The following is an 18,564-nucleotide window of genomic DNA, read 5'->3' as shown; positions in this document are numbered from 1 at the left end:
TTTGGTCTGATGATTGGGTTTTAGCCGAAGTTGGCTTCCATTTCCTTGCGGAATGCAATCGCCGGGTCCTTGATATCAAATTCGACATCATCCCAGGTCAGTGTCTGATCCATCGCCACCGGACGTTTGATCTTGAGGTGATGGGCAAGCCCGATCGGCAGCGCATTGCGCGATTTTGATGTCTGGGCCGGTGTCAGTTTGCCATAGACCGTATAGCCACCTTCACCATCGAGCATCTCACCGGGTTTAAGATCGCGCTTGGCCGTGGCGACCGCGTCGCCAGACCAGGCGCGCGATGTGCCGGTGGCTTCGCCGCGAAGTGCGGCAGAGGCGACCGAAATGCCAAGCTCCAACCCGATCAGGTGATAGGGTTTGTACATGGTGGAATATTGCCCGCTTGGATCGGTCAGCAGGCCATATTCGTTAAAACAACGCGCGACATAGTCACTGGGGGCTTCGAACGTTACATAAACACCCCAGCGCAGATCACGAAACACCGGGCGGGTATCGCGTTCAAGGCTTGAAACCACCTCGACCGTGCCTTTGCGATCAAGGATTCCGCCACTTTCACGCGGGCACAAAAGACGCGGCAGATCATCCACCCCGCAGGCCGGGAATTGCAGCCCGCAATCCTGTGGCACCAGATCGCAGGCATTGGACACAGCCGCCATTTCGATGGCGGATTTGGTGCCATCAAGGAAGCTGTTGAAAATCTGCGGGTTCATGCCGCCAGCCTGGGCCTGTTCCGGTGTCAGGCCATAGTGATGCCAGACATCATCAGGCGTGACATGATGGTAAATCGGAAGATATTTCGTGCCCTTGCCGGCACAGGTCACCGGCAAACCAATCGCACGTGCCCAATCAACCATTTCCGAAATCAATGCCGGTTGATCGCCATAAGCCATGGAATAGACAAGGCCGGCGGCCTCGGCCCGTTTGGCAAGCAGGGGACCGGCAAGCACATCGGCTTCGACATTGACCATGACGATATGGCGACCATGTTCGATGGCCTTAAGGGCAAAGCGAATACCGGCTGCGGGGCTTCCGGTGGCATCAATGATGACTTCAAGCCCGTCAGCCGCGATCAGGGCATCGGCATCTTCGGTAATCCAGGTGGTGCCATCCTTATAGGCCGATGCGCTGTCCCTGGCGGCGAACTGATCATCGGACCAGCCCACACGGCGCAAGGCCGCCTTAGCACGATCGATACTCAAATCCGCAATACCCAGAACGTGATAGCCCGGATGATGTCCGGCCTGACTTAAAAACATCGAGCCGAATTTGCCAGCACCGATGATGCCAACCCGTACAGGGTTGCCATCATCTGCCCGTTTACGCAGTTTTGCGTCGAGATTCATCTTGTTCTCCAGAAGCCGGATCAGGCGGCAGGGCGCTTTGCGACCAGCTCATCAAGGCAGTTATCCGCAAGCGGTTCAATCGGGGTGAAATCGCGATGGGCGATCCACGGTTTGCGGTTGAACGCACGGATGTGGTTGGAAACCGCACACAGGCTAAGATAAACAATCGTGCGATCAAACGGGCTGATGTTGGGCGGGCTGGCATGCACCAGATTGCCGTGGAACATCACAACCGAACCGGCCGGGCCAATCGGGGCTTCGCACCCGCCTTCGGCTGCGAGCTTGCTGACCGTTTCACGATCCAGCGTCCAGAGCGGATAGGATGTGGTTTCAAGATCATGACCGGCCTGAAGCACGCCTGCCTTGTGACTTTTGGGAATGAACAAAAGCGGGCCATTGGCCGGTGTGACGTCTTCGAGGAAGAGTGCGATGTTGAAAGCACGCGGTTCGGGCATTTCATCGTCGCGCTGCCAGGTACCGTAATCCTGATGCCATTGCCAAACCGCGCCATCAAAGGCAGCTTTGGCGTTGATTTTGTATTGATGCATGTAGACCTGTTCTTCGAGATACTGGACAACAGGTTCGATCAGGCGGGGATGGGCGCCGAGCCGGCGGTGGGCTTCGTTGTAGGTATGCGCGGCAAAGGCTGTGCGCGCGACACCGGATTTTTCGCGCCAGACCTCTTCGCGGTCGGAGGCATAGATATTCTTGGCCTCGGAAAGAAGCAGGGCTGCTTCGTCGCGTGAAAACAATTCGGGCAGAAAGACAAAGCCGTCTTCGCGGAACTTCTCGAGTTCAGACTCACTCAGTTTCATGATGTTTCCTCCACACCGCACATTTTTGTTTGTTCTGTTGCGGCTGATGCCCTTTGCGGGCGGTTAATTGGTTTGGTGATTGGTATCCTTCATATTCGAGATCAGGCGATTCTTGGCGTTGCGACTATGTTCAACGGCAAGAATCTGGGCACGTGTGCCATCGCCGACACAGATTGCATCGGCGATGGCTTGATGTTCGGTCCAGATCGGATCACGGGGGTAACCGATCTGGATATAGGCATGCATCACGCGTCTGATCTGAAGCCAGACTGCGGAGGATGCTTCGGGCAATAGGGGATTGCCCGACAAACGGTAGATCGTTTGATGAAATGCGACGTCGGCTGCAACTAATTCTGCGGTGTCGCCGCTGCCCAGGGCGTGGCGTCCCTGTTCGATGGCAGCCCGCAAAGCCGATTCCCGATCCGATGCCTTGGCCTCAGCAGCCAGACGGGCCGCAAGCCCGTCAAATGCTTCTCGCAAGTCATAAACGTGGCGCACCAGTTCGTGATCCACAGGAGCAACGCGATAACCGCGCCGTCCCATGGGTTCGACCAGTCCGTCACGACGCAGCAACCCCAGAGCTTGCAACACGGGTTGCCGCGAGACATTGAGTTCCTCGGCAATGGCTTCCTGACGCAAAGGTGTCCCGGGAGGGAGAGCACCGGAACACAAGGCATCAACCAGGCGGTCATGCACTTCGTCAGTCAGACTTTTTCGGCCGGAAAGAGGTTCCATCTTCGATCCTCGTTAGGTGTACGGAATACTGTATACGCTAATTCCCGGTTTGGGAAGGATTGAATCCGGATCGGAAACACGCGCCTTGTGATCTTCGGGTTTTATGGGCCCGGGGGAATGTAACCGAGGTCGTCCATCTCTTGATAAATCGCGGGCCGCTATCCCAATTGTCTATTGCCGGACCGGGGCGTCGCGCCCATCATGACAACGGATAACGATAAAAAGGAGACTGCGTCATGACCCGTTTCATTGCGGCCTGTGTTCAGGTCAATTCACGCGATGTGATGTCTGATAACCTTGCGCGCGCTGCAACCTATGCCCGCGATGCCCATGCGGCTGGTGCCAGATTGATCGCCTTTCCTGAAAACGTGTCCATGATGTCCTTTGGTGGTGAAAATGTGCGTGCCGCCGCCTTTCCCGAGGATGAGCATCCCGGTCTGGTTTTCTTTTGTGATCTGGCCGAGGAACTGAATTCCACCCTGATTGTCGGATCGCTGCATGTCAAAGTACCGAGCGAAGACCGGGTGGCGAACCGCTGTTTTGTGATCGGCCCGGATGGCAAGGTCATTACATCGTACGACAAGATCCACATGTTTGATGTCGATCTGGCCAATGGCGAAAGCTACCGCGAAAGCAAAACCTTCCGTCCCGGCGATACGGCCCGCTTGGCTGTCACCGAGTTTGGCAAGGTCGGGGTATCGATTTGCTATGATGTGCGGTTCCCGCATCTGTTTCGCGATTACGCCAAGGCCGGGGCACAGGTCCTTAGCATCCCGGCGGCCTTTACCCGCACCACGGGGCAAGCGCATTGGCACACGCTTTTGAAGGCGCGTGCGATTGAAAACGGTTGTTTCGTGATTGCCGCGGCCCAGTGCGGCGAGCATCCCGGTGATCGTCAGACCTTTGGCCATTCCCTGATCATTGATCCGTGGGGGCAGGTGCTTGCCGATGGTGGCACCGATCCGGGGTTCGTGACTGCCGAGATTGATCTGGCGCGCGTAGATGAAATCCGCCGGATGGTGCCATCGCTTGGCAATGATCGGGAATACAAGCCCTGCTGAACAGGTTTAATCGAAGTGGTCAGGCGTAACTGACCACTTCGAACTCGATGTCGTTTTCATCGCGGAAATAGAACCGGCGGCCGGGTTCGTAATCGGCATGGTTAAAGGTCTCGATGCCGTCCGCCTTGATCTTTTCCTCGGTCGTATCAAGATCCTCGACAACAATGCCGAGATGGTTCAGCCCGCCAATCGTGGCATAGGAACTTTCCTGTCCGTTCTTTGGGGTGCCGAGCGCATAGATGGCGACATAGCTGTCATCATTGCCGACATGATAGGTCAGCCCGTCATGGATGGCGGGGCCTTGCCAGCGGATATGCCAGCCAAACCACTTGCACAGGTTGGCGGCAGTTTTGACCGGATCGGCGACCGTGAAATTCACATGTTCGAGAAATGCAGCACTCATGGCGTTTCCTTGTCCTTATGTGTTTTGTTTCAGATTTCCCTTCTTGGTAATTCCTCAACTATAGTTAAGGTCAAGCGGCAATTCGCTTTGGTTCATATGGGGTTTTTGGCTGGAAATGTCGCGTCCTCACGCGATCTCACGAAACAGTGTCGCAACGTCATTTCAATTTCGAACGGGTACCGGGCACACTTTGCTCATCAGGGATTTTCCAACCGGAGTAACAGGGATGATGTTCAAACAGTTTTTAATCGGATCGGCCGTTTTCTTTGGCCTTTCGGGTGCCGCCCTTGCGGGTGAGCAATATGTTGATGAAACAGGCTATGCCATTAGCGGCTATGACGCGGTGGCCTATTTCAACTTGCCGCAAAAGGATGTCGGCATGACACAGCCGCACGCCGTGCCGGGCCGGGCAGATATCACAGCAGACTATAACGGGGCGACCTGGGCGTTTTCGTCGGAGGAAAACCGCGACATGTTCCTGGCCGATCCGGCAAAATATGCCCCGGCCTTTGACGGGCATTGCGCATACGGGATTGCCAAGGGCGGCAAGGTGCCAGCCAACCCGAACCTTTGGCGGATTGTTGATGGGCAGCTTTATCTGAACATCACGCCAGCCGTGGTCGGTTTCTGGAACGAAGATATCGACGGATTTATCGACACGGCTGACGGCAACTGGAATGGCCTCGAAGCCAAATCGGCATCGGATAAAAGCTGGATGGCGATTGCCGATAATGACGGCACCTATGATATGCCGGCCCCGATCAAGTAATCCGGGCATATAGCCCAGACAAACAAAAACGCACCGGCAAATTGGCCGGTGCGTTTTGCATTTCAGGACAGTGATACAGGGGGTTAGCCTGCGATTTCACCGCCGTCTTCTTTGGTCACAGCCACGACCGACGGACGCGGCGGCATGGCAGCTTGGAAGTCCGGCCAGCGGGTGCTTGGTTCGTCATAGGAAGAACCATCCGCCGGATGCTGGACCGCAAGGAACAGCGTCTTTCCATCCGGGGTGAATTCCGGACCGCACATTTCTGCACCAACCGGGCAGGCGAAGAAGAACTTGGTCAGTGCGCGGCCAGGGCCGTCAACATCGGTGGCATGCATGCCATCAGGAATGTCGGACTTCGGTGCGCCATCGGTGGAAATCCACAGGCGACCGCGATGGTCGATTGCCATGTTGTCCGGGCAGGAAACCCAGCTTTCAGCCGCCGGGTGGTAAACCGCCTTGTCATCGGCAACGGTCGGGTTGCCGCCGGCAATCATGATGTCCCAGGTAAAGCGCGAAGCCGTATGATCGGCATCCTTGCCACGACCACCCGGAGGGGTAAGTTCAAGCACGTGACCATGCGGGTTGGCTGCACGCGGGTTCGGTGCGTTGCCTTCCTTGCGCTTGGAGTTGTTGGTCAGCATGACATAGACCTTGCCATTGACCGGGTTCGGTTCGACGTCTTCCGGACGGTCCATCTGGGTTGCACCCAGAAGGTCAGCCGCACGGCGGGCTTCGATCAGAACGTCGGCCTGGCTGTGGAAGTCATTTTCTGCGGTCAGCGGGCCTTCACCGAAGATCAGCGGCATCCAGTCAAGGCTGCCATCTTCGTGGAACTGGGCAACAAACAGGGTGCCGTTTTCCAGAAGGTCCATGTTCGATGCGCGGTCATTCGGGTTGTATTTTTTGGCCGCAACGAATTTATAAAGATAGTCAAAGCGCTGATCATCACCGGAATAGGCAACAACAGAGTTGTCCTTGTTGATGATGACAGTGGCACCTTCGTGCTTGAAGCGGCCAAGGGCGGTACGCTTTTTGGGCATCGAGGTCGGGTCATACGGATCGATCTCGACCATCCAGCCGAATTTGTTCGGCTCGTTCGGGTCTTTTTCGACGTTGAAGCGGTCGAAATATTTAACCCACGAGTACCAGCTGTCCTTGGAGATACCAAGGCGCTTATAGTTGCGCTCTTCGCTGGTTTTGGCAATGTCGCCGCCAAAGTAACCGTTGAAGTTTTCCTCGGCGATCAGAACCGTACCCCACGGGGTTTTGCCACCCGCACAGTTGTTCAGCGTGCCGATGACGCGCGTACCGGTCGGGTCGGTGTTGGTTTTAAGGCGGTCATGACCGGCGGCCGGGCCGGTAATCTGCATTTCGGTGTCGATCGGGGAGATGCGGCGCGCATAATCCGAGCCATCAACAACCTGCCATTTGCCACCGGATTTCTTGACTTCGATCACCGAATGACCGTGGGCAGCAATTTCGTGCAGCGCCTGTTCTTCGGAGGCACCCATCGCATCCTTGAGGCCCGACCACATCAGTTCGGCATTGGTGTATTCGTGGCTAACGCACAGAAGACCGTGATCGGAATTCTGGGAGCCGGCCGGAAGCGGCATATAGCCGACATAGTCGCAGTTATAACCGAACTGTTTGTTCTGTGCCTTGGCATCGACCTGACCCGGAACGAAGGCCGGCGCATCAGAGACGACCTTGTCGCCCCAACGGATCAGGACGCTGGCGTCATAGCCATCAGCAACCGCGTGGGTTTCGGTGATTTTCTGCGGGATCGACTTGAAGGTCAGGGTGGACGGCGACTGTGCCTTGGCAACACCCTTGGTCGCGATACCAGCACCAACAACGGCGGAAGTTGCCATCAGGCCTTTGAAAAAGCCACGGCGGGAAAAACGTGCATTGATCAGATCGTCAATGCACGGATTGTTGGTCGGGTTGGACGGGATATCGTCGCTATCTTCGATGATTTCGTATTTATCGCTCATGGCTTTTCTCTCTCTCAACGCCTTTGCCTGAAACAGCAGCAGGCAAGATGCCAGAAACGACAGAATTTAATTGTGAAAGTTGTGTTTCTTTTTGCAATAACAGTGTGTTACGGATTTATTGCAATTCTTTCCAATGCCCAGCACGATCAGTTTTGCGATGGCTTTTGTGCGACAATCGATTGTTTTATCGCGCTAATTTCATCGCCATCGTTTGCACGGATTGGACCTTCGCTATGGGCAATGATGTTCCAGTCGCCAAAGTTTTCCATCATTTCACCCTGACGCAACAGGAAGTCCGGTGAGCGCGGGCGGCCTATTGCCTCGTTCCCGACCATGAATGTTTCATAGATCAGGGTGCCGCCCGCCCGGACAGCATCGCGCAGGTTAGGAAATAGTGGCCGATGCAGATAATTGACTACGACAATCAGATCAAATTGCTGATCGGCCAAGGGCCAGTGACCGGTCTCAAGGTCAGCTTCACGCCAGTCGATGGTCGGGTTTGCTTCGGTATCCGTTTGCGAAAGGTCGCGATCAAGGGCTGTGACCTGCCAACCCTGATTGGCAAGCCAGAAACTGTGCCGTCCCTTGCCGCATGCCAGATCAAGCGCACGGTTGCGCGAGGGCGTTGGGGCAGGGCAATGTTGTGTGATCCAGTTTGATGGCAATTGGGATGACATTTTTGTAAATCTTGGTTATTCAGTGTGGCGCCCGTGGACTGGCGATTTCGGCCATGGCGGGCCATATGAAGTCTATATGATATGCTTATCGTTTTGCGACTGGTTCGACTTATACAAGTACCATCATGATTCTATTCCAGCTTAAATGCGAACATGATCACGAATTCGAAGGTTGGTTCAAGGACGGTGCTACCTACGAAGCACAGGCCGCCGATGGTGATTTGTCATGCCCGGTTTGTGGAACGTCGAATGTTGGCAAGGCCCTGATGGCGCCGCGTCTGCGCACGTCACGCCAAAAAGAAGTCGCCGCCGAGAAGCAGCAGCAAAAGGCCATTGCCGAAGCGACCCAGGCCGCCATCGCGGAAATTCGCAAACAGGTCGAAAGCAACTGCGAAAACGTCGGCAACAAGTTTGCCGAAGAAGCTCGCAAAATCCATTACGGCGAAACCGAAAAACGCGGCATCTATGGTCAGGCGTCCCTCAAGGAAACCGCCGAGCTGGTCGATGAGGGCATCGATGTGATGGCGCTGCCCTGGGACGACGAAACCAAGAAGAACTGATCAGTGACTTTCTGATCAGTCGGGCTTTTGGGCGATCACCATGTAATTCACATCAAGATCACGCGGGGCGGGTGCCCAGGTATCGTTGATCGGGTTATAGGTGACACCGGTAATGTCACAAAGCTCAAGACCTGCACCACGCAGATATCCCGACATTTCCGACGGTTTCACAAACTTGCGCCAGTCATGGGTACCTGCCGGCAGCCAGCGCAGAATGTATTCCGCACCGATTTTGGCCAGGGCGAGTGATTTGATCGTGCGGTTCAGCGTTGCGACAAACATCAAGCCACCGGGTTTGAGAACTGATGCGCAGGCCTGCATGAAGAATTGCGGGTCATCGACATGTTCGATGACTTCCATGTTCAGAACGATATCGAACTGCTTGCCTTCGTCGGCCAGCATTTCCGGCGTGCAGCAGCGATAGTCAATTTCAAGGCCGGATTGCGCGGCATGGATTTTGGCGACTTCGATGTTGCTTTCCGATGCATCGATCGAGGTCATTTTTGCCCCCATGCGTGCAAGCGGCTCGGACAGAAGGCCTGCACCACAGCCGATATCGATGATCTCAATGCCCTTAAGCGGTTCGATGGTTTCCGGATCGCGGCCAAGATGGGCGCAGATATTGTCGCGCAAGATCTGCAGGCGCACCGGATTGAACTTGTGCAGCGGCTTCATCACACCATTCGGGTCCCACCACTTTTCGGACATCGCAGAAAAACGTGCGATTTCATCGGCATTGGCAGTGCGGCTGGTTTGTGCGGATGCTTCCGACATGGTGTGGCTCCGAAGGCGTAAAACACTTTGCTGTATGATGCCCTGTTTACGCGCGCGCGAACGGCAAGGCAATACCGAGCTGTCAAATGACGTCCGGCGGCACGCGATCTTGCGGAAATTTGACGCGGGTCTGTCATGTAAGGATGGCGTGCGCCGTCAGGGTTAATGGGTAATTTTCGCATGATATGCGGCGGGATTTGTCCCATTCGGGGGCTTGGGGGCATTTTTAGGTCAAAAAAATTGCTCCGACGCAATTTATCGGCATCCTTGACGCTTGTTTCGCGAAGATTATGGCAGTATTGATAACGCCGCTTGGATCAGGGGAAGCGCTGTAGTTGCGGCATGCTAACCTGAGCTGAGACCGGATCACATGCCGTCACGTTCGGACAGCCGATGGACGGCGAGCATAGCGGGGATACTTCATGGCCCGTATTGTCATGAAATTTGGCGGCACGTCGGTCGCCGATGTTGATAAAATCAAGAATGTCGCGCGCCGGGTGAAATCCGAAGTCGATGCCGGCAATCAGGTTGCTGTTGTCGTGTCCGCCATGTCGGGCAAGACCAACGAACTGGTTGGCTGGGCGCAGGAAGTTTCGCCGATGTATGACGCACGTGAATATGACGTGATCGTATCGTCGGGCGAACAGGTGACTGTCGGGCTTTTGGCGATGGCGCTGCAAAGCATGGATGTGCCTGCACGTTCCTGGCTTGGCTGGCAGATCCCGATCAAGACCGATGGCGCACATGCCAAGGCCCGCATTCAGGAAATCGATACCACCGAGCTTGATAAGCGCATGAATGGCGGCGAAGTGGTTTGTGTCGCCGGTTTCCAGGGGATCGCACCTGATAACCGCATCACCACACTGGGTCGTGGTGGCTCGGACACGTCTGCGGTGGCCCTGGCAGCAGCACTGAATGCAGATCGTTGTGACATCTATACCGATGTCGAGGGTGTTTACACCACCGATCCGCGCATTGTGCCCAAGGCGCAGAAGATCGAAAAAATTACCTACGAAGAAATGCTGGAACTGGCTTCGCTGGGTGCGAAGGTTCTGCAAACCCGTTCAGTCGAGATGGCGATGAACCATCGCGTTCGGGTGCAGGTCCGCTCCACCTTTAGTGAAGCAGAAGGAACACTTGTTGTAGACGAGGACGAGATCGTGGAACAGGAAGTCGTCAGCGGAATTGCCTATAGCCGTGATGAAGCCAAGATCACCTTGGTTAAAGTCGCAGACAAACCGGGTATTGCCGCTTCAATCTTCAGCCCGCTGGCTGATGCAAATATCAATGTCGACATGATCGTGCAGAACGTCTCTGAAGACGGCAAAAGCACCGACATGACCTTTACCGTTCCGCGTGGTGAATTCCAGCGTGCGCTTCAGGTGATCGAAAAGAACAAAGAGCAGATCGCCTATCAGGAACTGCTCAGCACATCTGATGTGACCAAGGTGTCCATCATTGGTGTGGGCATGCGTTCCCACGTAGGTGTGGCGCGCAAGATGTTCGAAACCCTCGCGGAAAAGGGCATCAACATTCAGGTCATCTCGACCTCGGAAATCAAGGTCAGCGTGCTGATCGCCGAGGAGTATACCGAACTTGCCGTTCGTGCTCTGCACACGGCATACGGTCTGGATGCTGAATAAGTTCAACAGGTTGGCTGACCCTATACGATTAAGCCACTGTTAAATTACCTGTAATACTACATACTAGCTGGAACGATGTGTTTCGGCCTTTGTAATGAAATGGCAGGGAACCACCGGTTCCCTGCGTTTCTGCTTTGGGGTACAGAGAATATGAGCGATCCGAAAATTGATGCCGCACGGGCGCGCTTGGAAAAATTGTGGGCGTCGGGCAAGGAATTCCTTGGAACCGATTACGCAATCATGGCCGGCGCCATGTCCTGGGTTTCAGAGCGCCACCTTGTTGCGGCTGTGTCCAATGCGGGTGGTTTTGGTGTGATTGCCTGCGGGTCGATGACCCCGGATCTGCTGTCGGCTGAAATCGCCGCCACCAAGGAAATGACCAGCAAGCCGTTTGGCGTCAACCTGATCACCATGCACCCGCAGCTTGATGAGCTGATTGAAGTTTGCCGCGAACATAGTGTTGGTCATGTGGTTTTGGCTGGCGGTCTGCCTTCATCGAACTCGATCAAGCAGGCCAAGGAATTTGCCAAGGTCATCTGTTTTGCCCCGGCGCTGGTTCTGGCCAAGAAGCTGATCCGTTCGGGCGCGGACGCGCTGGTGATCGAAGGTAGCGAAGCAGGCGGCCATATCGGCCCGGTGTCGCTTACGGTTCTGGCACAGGAAATCCTGCCGAACGTTTCTGACATTCCGGTCTTCTGCGCGGGCGGTATTGGCCGCGGCGAAGCGATTACCGGTTTGCTTGAACAGGGTGCAGCAGGTGTTCAGATCGGCACGCGCCTTGTCTGTGCCGAGGAATGTATTGCCCATCCGGACTTCAAAAAGGCCTTTATCCGCGCAAGTGCGCGCGATGCAGTTACAACTGTTCAGCTTGATGATCGTTTTCCGGTCATTCCGGTGCGTGCGCTCGCGAACAAGGGCACCGATGAATTCCGCGATACCCAGCGTGCGGTCATTGAAAAATTCCGTGCCGGTGAACTTGATCAGGGCGCCGCGCAGCTTGAGATCGAGCATTTCTGGGCTGGTGCATTGCGCCGTGCCGTGATCGATGGTGATGTTGAAAGCGGATCGGTTATGGCCGGGCAGTCGGTTGGTATGGTAAAGAAAGAACAACCGGTTTCCGAAATCCTCGAAGAGTTGGTCGAACAGGCCGTTCAATCCCTCGTTAAGAGAGACAGCTAAGTCAAATGAGCATTCCGTCCGCCGCAGTCTCTGGCCCGCGACGCCTTTTAAAGCGTGTGCGTGACGTCATGGCTGGTCCGGGGACTGCCGAAGAACGCCTCGGACAGATCGTGACCATCATTGCCGCCGACATGGTGGCAGAGGTGTGCTCTGTCTATGTCATGCGCGCGGGCGAAGTGCTTGAGCTGTTTGCGACTTGTGGTCTGTCCAAGGAAGCAGTCCACTTGACCCGCCTGCGGGTGGGCGAGGGGATTGTTGGTTTTGTTGCCGCACATGCGCGGCCATTGAACCTCAAGGATGCGCAAAGCCATCCGAACTTTGCCTATCGTCCGGAAACCGGCGAGGAAATCTATCATTCCATGATCGGTGTGCCGATCCTGCGCGGTGGCCGTATTATCGGCGTTCTTGCCGTGCAGAACCGGACTGAACGCCTTTATTCCGAGGACGAGCAGGAAGCGCTTGAAAACGTCGCCATGGTGCTGGCCGAAATGGTCGCCGCTGGTGAACTTGTCAGCCGCGAGGAACTGATCCCGGCTGATGGGATTGCGCTATTGCCGTTGCGTCTTGGTGGTGCGCGTCTGGCGCCGGGGATTGGCAAGGGTATTGCCGTTCTGCATGAACCACGTATCGTCATTGACCGCATGGTGTCTGACGATCCGGAAGAAGAGCTTACTCGTCTGCGCGAAGCCATGCATGGCCTGCAAAACCATCTTGATAAGATGCTTGAAGCCGTTTCAGGCATTGATGGCATGGATGAGGGCGACGATCCGGGCGATATCCTTGAAGCCTATCGGATGATTGCCCAGGATACCGGGTGGCTGAACCGTATTACCGAAGCGGTGCATACGGGCCTTACCGCCGAGGCGGCCGTTCAGAAGGTGCATGACGATACCCGTGCGCGCATGGCGCAGGTGACGGATCCTTATTTACGCGAACGTTTGCACGATCTTGAAGATCTGGCCAATCGGTTGCTGCAACATCTTTCCGGGCAGTATCAGTCACCGGCCTTTGGTGATTTGCCTGATGACATCATTCTGGTCGCACGCAATATCGGCCCGGCAGAGCTTTTGGATTACGACCACACCCGCTTGCGCGGTCTTGCGCTTGAGGAAGGATCGCACACTTCGCACGTGGCGATTGTGGCGCGCGCGCTTGATATTCCGGTGCTGGGCGGGGTTAAGGGCGTCCTTGATAAGGTCGAGGGCGGTGACCCGCTGATTGTCGATTCAGATAACAGTCAGCTTTTCGTTCGCCCAAGTGAAGACGTCCGTGCCGTGATTGACGGCGCCCTGCGTGCCCGGGCAGAGCGAAAAGCACTTTACGCCCAGATGCGTGACCTGCCGGCCAAAACCACCGACGGGGCAGAGATTTCGCTGAATGTGAATGCCGGGCTTTTGATCGATGTGCCGCATGTGATTGAAAGCGGTGCTGACGGCATTGGCCTGTACCGGACGGAAATTCCGTTCATGGTGCGATCCGCCATGCCCGATATCACCGATCAGACCCGCCTGTATGATCGCATTTTCGAGCAGGCCGAGGGCCGGCCGGTTGTCTTCCGTACCCTTGATGTCGGCGGCGACAAATTGCTGCCCTATTGGGAAGATATGACAGAAGAGAACCCGGCAATGGGCTGGCGGTCGATCAGGATCACGCTGGATCGTCCGGCGGTGTTGGTGCATCAGCTGCGTGCGTTGATCCGTGCCGGTCATGACCGCGATCTTTACGTCATGTTCCCGATGATTGCCGAGGTAGCCGAGTTTGACATGGCCAAGGCGGTTCTGGATGAACAGCTCAAGCGTGAAGCGGCGCGCGGTTTTGTACCGCGCAAGGTCGAAGTCGGCGCGATGCTTGAAGTTCCTGCCCTGATCTGGCAGGCACCAGCCTTGCTCGAGCGGGTTGATTTCTTGTCGGTCGGGACCAATGATCTGCTGCAGTTCATGTTTGCTGCCGACCGTGGAAATCCGCGGATTGAAGGTCGATATGATACGTTGTCACCAAGCGTATTTGCATTTATGCGCCAATTGGTGACATTGTGTGATCAGCGGAACGTCCGCCTGACCATTTGTGGTGAAATGGCGGGACGTCCGCTCGAAGCGATGGCCCTCATCGGCTTGGGGATCAAGCGTTTGTCGATGGCACCAGCCTCTGTCGGTCCTGTGAAGGAAATGGTCAGAAGCATGTGCAAGTCCGAAGTCGAACGCTATATCCTGACCGTGATGGATAACCCAACCAGATCTTTGCGATCGCGTCTTAAGGCTTTCGCAATAGATCACGGTGTAAAACTTTAAAAACAATCGCTTTTGGTGGGGATATCTGCTAGTTTTATTGCTAGATCGTAACGTGGGGGTGCGGAGTTGGCGATCAAAAAGCGAAAGGAAGATCATTTGGACGACGAGACCCGTGGGCGCCTTCGTTTCAGGCCTTTGTCCGGGGATGAACCGTCAAATGATGTTGTGATGGACGAAGATAATAGCCAGATCGGTGGCTACACCGAAGTCGGGAGCCTGCTTAAGGCCGCCCGTAATGGTTTGGGGCAATCTGTCGAAGACGTTTGCCGCATGCTTCGTATTCGTAAAATTTACATCGAAGCCATTGAAAGCAGCGACTATTCGGTTCTTCCGAACGGTCCCTACGGTCTTGGCTTCGTAAAGGCGTATGCCGAACATCTCGGACTGGATGGCGCGGAAATCGCGCGCCGCTTCCGCGAAGAAAGCAACGCGCCTGCTGTCCGCAGTGAATTGTCCTTCCCGAAACCGGTTCAGGAAAGCCGTGTGCCGGGTGGTGCTGTTCTGTTGATTGCGGTCATGCTCGGTCTTGGTGCCTATGGCGGTTGGTATTACCTGTCCAGCCAGGGCAAAACCATTGCCGATCTGGTCGATCCGCTCCCAGAACGTCTGGCAAGCTATTCGACCCCGGCGACCGAACAAGCCGAACCGCGCAATCTTGAAAACGCTGCTGACGCACAGGCTGCCGAGGCCGAGGTCGCAACACCTGCACCGGTGATTGCCGATCCGGAACCGTCCGTTGCCAGCGCGCCAGAAAGTGTCACCGGGACCGAAGCACCGGTTGAAGAGCCGACTGTTGCGGAACCACCGGCAGCTGAGCCGGCTTCATCCGAACCGGTCGCCGAAGTCGCAGAAGCGACCGAAGAACCGGTGGTTAGCGAAGAACCTGTGGCCGCAGCACCGACCCCGGAACCTGAAACGGTTGTCGAGGAAGTGGCGGAACAGCCTGCGTCTGAGCCGGCACCGGCTGCCGAAGTGGCCGAAGCCCCGGTTGAAGAACCAGCTGCACCCGCGGCCGAAGTTGCATCGGTTCCGGCAGCACCGGAAGTCGATGATGCCGGTGGTGCCCGTGTCTTTGGTGCGGTCAATGTTGACAGCCGTGTGACCATTTCGGCGGTTGAAACCAGCTGGGTTCGTATCCGCGAGGCAGATGGCAATGTGCTGCTGACCCGCATGCTGACGGCTGGTGATACCTACATGGTTCCGAATCGTGATGGTTTGAAACTTGAAGTCGGGAATGCCGGCGCGCTGACCTATAGCATCGATGGCGCAGAAGCCCAGCCGGTTGGCGAATATGGCGCGGTGATTTCTGACTTCTCGCTTGATGTCAGCGATCTAACCCAGACCGAAGAGCCGAGCGTTCAATAGGTTGCGGCAACGCCATCCGGCGATAAAACAGACAAAATGCGAAAGGCGATCCGAACGGGTCGCCTTTTTTCGTGACAGCTATGCGAAATCTGGCGGAAAATCTGTTAGCCAACGGTTTCTAATCGGCGTTTGATAAGCTATATACTCCCCCAAGACATTTTGAACATTTTGGAACCGGAAATGAGCGTCCGCCCATATCGCGATATTGAACGCCGCCAAAGCCGCAAAATCCGTGTCGGTGATGTGGAAGTCGGCGGGGATGCACCGATCTCGGTGCAGTCGATGACCAACACCCTGACCACCGATGTGAACGCGACTGTTGCGCAGATCCATCGTCTGGAAGAAGCCGGTGCGGATATCGTTCGTGTGTCCTGCCCGGATCAGGAATCAACCGCAGCCCTGAAAGACATCATCAAACAGGTGCATGTCCCGATCGTTGCCGATATCCATTTCCATTACAAACGCGCGATCGAGGCCGCCGAAGCCGGTGCTGCCTGCCTGCGCATCAACCCGGGCAATATCGGCTCGACCGAACGTGTGCGCGAAGTCGTCAAGGCGGCCAAGGATCATGGCTGTTCGATGCGTATCGGTGTCAATGCCGGCTCGCTTGAAAAGGAACTTCTGGAACGTTACGGCGAACCATGCCCGGAAGCGATGGTCGAAAGTGCGCTTAACCACGCCAAAATTCTTGAAGATCAGGACTTCCGCGAGTTCAAGATTTCGGTCAAGGCATCGGATGTGTTCCTTGCGGTTGCGGCCTATTACGGCCTTGCCGAGGCATGCGACTATCCGCTGCATCTTGGCATTACCGAGGCTGGTGGTCTGCGCGGTGGCACGGTGAAATCATCGATTGGCATGGGCAACCTTCTGTGGGCGGGAATTGGCGATACGCTGCGCGTGTCGCTTTCGGCCGACCCGGTCGAGGAAATCCATGTAGGGTTTGATATCCTGAAATCACTTGGCCTTCGTACCCGTGGCGTTCAGATCATTTCCTGCCCGTCCTGCGCACGTCAGGGCTTTAACGTGGTTGAAACTGTTGCGGCACTTGAAGAGCGCCTCGCGCACATTTCGACACCGATTTCGCTGTCGATCATTGGCTGCATCGTCAATGGCCCGGGCGAGGCCCGTGAAACCGATATCGGGCTTACCGGTGGCGGTGGTGGGAACCACAAGATGTATATTTCCGGCCGTCCGGATCACAATATCAGCACGGAAAAGATGGTCGACCATATCGTCGAACTGGTCGAAGAACGTGCCGCCAAGATCGAAGCCGAAGAAGCCGCGAAGAAAACTGCGGCGGAATAGTTAGGGTCAGGACCCATTAATTGGACATCAATGGCAGACGTTATATTTGTAAAATCCAAGAAAAATGCTGCAGAGCGGGGTGGTTCCCCGCGCAAGGGATTTGACGCCGGAGTTTACAAATATAACGTCTGTCCTTCGGATTCATCGGATTTGCACGGGCTACTTTGTCGTAAAACCTTGCAAGATTTATATCTTTCTGCGGTTTTGCTTCGCGTATCCGCACAAATCCGATGAACCATTGAAGTCAAATTAATGAGTCCTGACCCAAAGCAGTATTGACTAATTTTGGCTTTCCGCCACACCGGCGGAAAGCTATTTTCATGTTCGCATGTGTTTGCGCCCATTGATGTTTTGCGCAAATATCTGGAATTCAAGTTAGATCGGAGACCCAAAGTGGCATCGCTTCAACCCGTCCGTGGCACGCACGACCTTCTGCCGGAACAGAACCGTCTGCAGGATTACATCGCGAATACCGCACGCGAAATCGGCGAGTTGTATGGCTACCATCGCATGACCACGCCGATCTTCGAATTTACCGAGGTCTTTGCCCGTACCCTTGGCGATACGTCCGATGTCGTGACCAAGGAAATGTACACCTTTGAAGATCGCGGTGGTGAACAGGTGACACTTCGTCCTGAGGGAACGGCTGGTATCGCGCGCGCCTATATTTCAAACGGCATGCAGCAGATGTCCCCGGTCAAGGTCAGCTATTATGGCCCGATGTTCCGCTATGAACGTCCCCAAAAAGGTCGTCAGCGCCAGTTCCATCAGATCGGTGCCGAACTGCTTGGCGTTGAGCAGGTCGCAGGCGACATCGAGATGATCGGTTACGGCGCACATATCCTTAAAGCCCTTGGTCTTTGGGACAGCATCACGCTGGAGCTGAACACCCTTGGTGATCCGGAAAGCCGTGCGGCATACCGCGATGTGCTGGTCGATTATTTCAAGGGTCATTTTGATAAACTGTCCGAAGACAGCCGTGCGCGTCTTGAAAAGAACCCGCTGCGTATCCTTGATTCCAAGGATGAAGGGGATCGTGAACTGGTGGCCAACGCGCCACTGTTTGCCGAATACCTGAATGCGCATTCCCAGGAATTCTTCAAGGGCCTGACCGAAGGCCTTGGCGATATCGGCATCAATTATGAACTGAACCCGCGTCTGGTGCGAGGGCTGGATTACTACTGCCACACCTGCTTTGAATTCACCACCAACACCCTTGGTGCGCAGGGTACGGTTATGGCTGGTGGCCGTTATGACGGGCTGATTTCGACCATGGGTGGTCCGCAGACAGCCGGTGTTGGCTGGGCTGCTGGTGTTGAACGTCTGGCCCTGATGGTTGGCGAGGCCCCGGCCGGTGCACGCCCCGTGGCACTGATCCCGATGGGTGACGCGGCCGAAGCAAAATGCCGCACCCTTGCCCAGACGCTGCGTGAAGGCGGTGTTGCGGTTGAACTTGGCTATTCCGGCAACATGAAGAAGCGCATGAAGCGTGCTGACAAGGCCAATGCCAAACTGGCGGTGATCCTTGGTTACGATGAACTTGCCAATGGTGTCGCCCAGTTGCGCGACCTTGATAGCGGCGAGCAGCAGGAAGTCGCCCTTGATCAGCTGGCTGATGTGATCGGCAAGAAGTGA

General features: G+C 55.6%; 16 protein-coding genes. 9 read left to right on the top strand and 7 right to left on the bottom strand.

What is annotated here, in order from left to right:
- Nucleotides 1-20: 20 nt before the first annotated feature.
- The 3 genes from CMO10_RS10340 to CMO10_RS10330 form a co-directional block, all read right to left on the bottom strand.
- A complete protein-coding gene (locus tag CMO10_RS10340; protein ID WP_297021572.1) occupies nucleotides 21-1,358 on the bottom strand; it encodes an NAD(P)H-dependent oxidoreductase in 1,338 nt (445 codons plus the stop codon).
- Between the two features lie 20 nt (nucleotides 1,359-1,378).
- Nucleotides 1,379-2,173, bottom strand: coding sequence for a phytanoyl-CoA dioxygenase family protein (locus CMO10_RS10335; RefSeq protein WP_297021570.1), 795 nt, complete (start codon nucleotides 2,171-2,173; stop codon nucleotides 1,379-1,381).
- Nucleotides 2,174-2,236: 63 nt separating this feature from the next.
- Nucleotides 2,237-2,908: a GntR family transcriptional regulator gene (locus tag CMO10_RS10330; protein ID WP_297021569.1), complete on the bottom strand. Its 672-nt coding sequence runs from the start codon at nucleotides 2,906-2,908 to the stop codon at nucleotides 2,237-2,239.
- A gap of 236 nt (nucleotides 2,909-3,144) precedes the next feature.
- Here CMO10_RS10330 and CMO10_RS10325 point away from each other — a divergent pair, with 236 nt between their 5' ends.
- Nucleotides 3,145-3,969 (top strand): carbon-nitrogen hydrolase family protein, encoded by an 825-nt coding sequence (locus CMO10_RS10325; protein WP_297021566.1) that lies wholly within the window; start codon nucleotides 3,145-3,147, stop codon nucleotides 3,967-3,969.
- Between the two features lie 19 nt (nucleotides 3,970-3,988).
- On the opposite strand, the gene CMO10_RS10320 is transcribed toward CMO10_RS10325, so the two are convergent.
- Nucleotides 3,989-4,372, bottom strand: coding sequence for a VOC family protein (locus tag CMO10_RS10320; protein WP_297021564.1), 384 nt, complete (start codon nucleotides 4,370-4,372; stop codon nucleotides 3,989-3,991).
- A 226-nt stretch (nucleotides 4,373-4,598) separates the two neighbouring features.
- On the opposite strand from CMO10_RS10320, the gene CMO10_RS10315 reads away from it, so the two are divergent.
- Entirely contained in the window at nucleotides 4,599-5,141 is a 543-nt protein-coding gene (locus tag CMO10_RS10315; protein ID WP_297021562.1) for a YHS domain-containing (seleno)protein, read from the top strand.
- 83 nt (nucleotides 5,142-5,224) lie between these two features.
- Here CMO10_RS10315 and CMO10_RS10310 read toward each other — a convergent pair whose 3' ends face one another.
- On the bottom strand, nucleotides 5,225-7,138 hold the full coding sequence (locus CMO10_RS10310) for a PhoX family protein (RefSeq protein WP_297021559.1): 1,914 nt from the start codon (nucleotides 7,136-7,138) through the stop codon (nucleotides 5,225-5,227).
- A 146-nt stretch (nucleotides 7,139-7,284) separates the two neighbouring features.
- Nucleotides 7,285-7,815 carry a class I SAM-dependent methyltransferase gene (locus CMO10_RS10305; RefSeq protein WP_297021556.1) on the bottom strand — a complete coding sequence of 177 codons (531 nt, stop codon included), beginning with the start codon at nucleotides 7,813-7,815 and terminating at the stop codon, nucleotides 7,285-7,287.
- A 125-nt stretch (nucleotides 7,816-7,940) separates the two neighbouring features.
- Here CMO10_RS10305 and CMO10_RS10300 point away from each other — a divergent pair, with 125 nt between their 5' ends.
- Nucleotides 7,941-8,375 (top strand): DUF1178 family protein, encoded by a 435-nt coding sequence (locus CMO10_RS10300; protein WP_297021554.1) that lies wholly within the window; start codon nucleotides 7,941-7,943, stop codon nucleotides 8,373-8,375.
- Nucleotides 8,376-8,390: 15 nt separating this feature from the next.
- Here the strand turns inward: CMO10_RS10300 and ubiG are convergent, their stop codons facing one another.
- Nucleotides 8,391-9,149, bottom strand: a complete 759-nt coding sequence (ubiG, locus tag CMO10_RS10295) for a bifunctional 2-polyprenyl-6-hydroxyphenol methylase/3-demethylubiquinol 3-O-methyltransferase UbiG (RefSeq protein WP_297021552.1) — start codon at nucleotides 9,147-9,149, stop codon at nucleotides 8,391-8,393.
- 422 nt (nucleotides 9,150-9,571) lie between these two features.
- On the opposite strand from ubiG, the gene CMO10_RS10290 reads away from it, so the two are divergent.
- From CMO10_RS10290 to hisS, 6 genes are all read left to right on the top strand, one after another.
- Nucleotides 9,572-10,792 (top strand): aspartate kinase, encoded by a 1,221-nt coding sequence (locus tag CMO10_RS10290; RefSeq protein WP_297021549.1) that lies wholly within the window; start codon nucleotides 9,572-9,574, stop codon nucleotides 10,790-10,792.
- Nucleotides 10,793-10,942: 150 nt separating this feature from the next.
- Nucleotides 10,943-11,971 (top strand): NAD(P)H-dependent flavin oxidoreductase, encoded by a 1,029-nt coding sequence (locus CMO10_RS10285; RefSeq protein WP_297021546.1) that lies wholly within the window; start codon nucleotides 10,943-10,945, stop codon nucleotides 11,969-11,971.
- Between the two features lie 5 nt (nucleotides 11,972-11,976).
- Nucleotides 11,977-14,259 carry a phosphoenolpyruvate--protein phosphotransferase gene (ptsP, locus tag CMO10_RS10280; RefSeq protein WP_297021541.1) on the top strand — a complete coding sequence of 761 codons (2,283 nt, stop codon included), beginning with the start codon at nucleotides 11,977-11,979 and terminating at the stop codon, nucleotides 14,257-14,259.
- Between the two features lie 168 nt (nucleotides 14,260-14,427).
- Entirely contained in the window at nucleotides 14,428-15,624 is a 1,197-nt protein-coding gene (locus CMO10_RS10275) for a helix-turn-helix domain-containing protein (RefSeq protein WP_297021538.1), read from the top strand.
- Nucleotides 15,625-15,804: 180 nt separating this feature from the next.
- Nucleotides 15,805-16,929 (top strand): flavodoxin-dependent (E)-4-hydroxy-3-methylbut-2-enyl-diphosphate synthase, encoded by a 1,125-nt coding sequence (gene ispG / locus CMO10_RS10270; RefSeq protein WP_297021537.1) that lies wholly within the window; start codon nucleotides 15,805-15,807, stop codon nucleotides 16,927-16,929.
- A gap of 393 nt (nucleotides 16,930-17,322) precedes the next feature.
- The gene (gene hisS / locus CMO10_RS10265; RefSeq protein ID WP_297021534.1) at nucleotides 17,323-18,564 is read left to right on the top strand and encodes a histidine--tRNA ligase; all 1,242 of its coding nucleotides are present in this window, start codon (nucleotides 17,323-17,325) and stop codon (nucleotides 18,562-18,564) included.

The organism is Thalassospira sp., assembly GCF_002709775.1.
GTDB lineage: Bacteria > Pseudomonadota > Alphaproteobacteria > Rhodospirillales > Thalassospiraceae > Thalassospira.
This window is presented reverse-complemented; position numbering and strand designations above follow the sequence as displayed.

Coding starts and splice junctions, on each gene's coding strand:
- CMO10_RS10340 (WP_297021572.1), bottom strand. CDS start 1,358: ATGAATCTCGACGCAAAACTGCGTAAACGGGCAGATGATGGCAACCCT.
- CMO10_RS10335 (WP_297021570.1), bottom strand. CDS start 2,173: ATGAAACTGAGTGAGTCTGAACTCGAGAAGTTCCGCGAAGACGGCTTT.
- CMO10_RS10330 (WP_297021569.1), bottom strand. CDS start 2,908: ATGGAACCTCTTTCCGGCCGAAAAAGTCTGACTGACGAAGTGCATGAC.
- CMO10_RS10325 (WP_297021566.1), top strand. CDS start 3,145: ATGACCCGTTTCATTGCGGCCTGTGTTCAGGTCAATTCACGCGATGTG.
- CMO10_RS10320 (WP_297021564.1), bottom strand. CDS start 4,372: ATGAGTGCTGCATTTCTCGAACATGTGAATTTCACGGTCGCCGATCCG.
- CMO10_RS10315 (WP_297021562.1), top strand. CDS start 4,599: ATGATGTTCAAACAGTTTTTAATCGGATCGGCCGTTTTCTTTGGCCTT.
- CMO10_RS10310 (WP_297021559.1), bottom strand. CDS start 7,138: ATGAGCGATAAATACGAAATCATCGAAGATAGCGACGATATCCCGTCC.
- CMO10_RS10305 (WP_297021556.1), bottom strand. CDS start 7,815: ATGTCATCCCAATTGCCATCAAACTGGATCACACAACATTGCCCTGCC.
- CMO10_RS10300 (WP_297021554.1), top strand. CDS start 7,941: ATGATTCTATTCCAGCTTAAATGCGAACATGATCACGAATTCGAAGGT.
- ubiG (WP_297021552.1), bottom strand. CDS start 9,149: ATGTCGGAAGCATCCGCACAAACCAGCCGCACTGCCAATGCCGATGAA.
- CMO10_RS10290 (WP_297021549.1), top strand. CDS start 9,572: ATGGCCCGTATTGTCATGAAATTTGGCGGCACGTCGGTCGCCGATGTT.
- CMO10_RS10285 (WP_297021546.1), top strand. CDS start 10,943: ATGAGCGATCCGAAAATTGATGCCGCACGGGCGCGCTTGGAAAAATTG.
- ptsP (WP_297021541.1), top strand. CDS start 11,977: ATGAGCATTCCGTCCGCCGCAGTCTCTGGCCCGCGACGCCTTTTAAAG.
- CMO10_RS10275 (WP_297021538.1), top strand. CDS start 14,428: ATGGACGAAGATAATAGCCAGATCGGTGGCTACACCGAAGTCGGGAGC.
- ispG (WP_297021537.1), top strand. CDS start 15,805: ATGAGCGTCCGCCCATATCGCGATATTGAACGCCGCCAAAGCCGCAAA.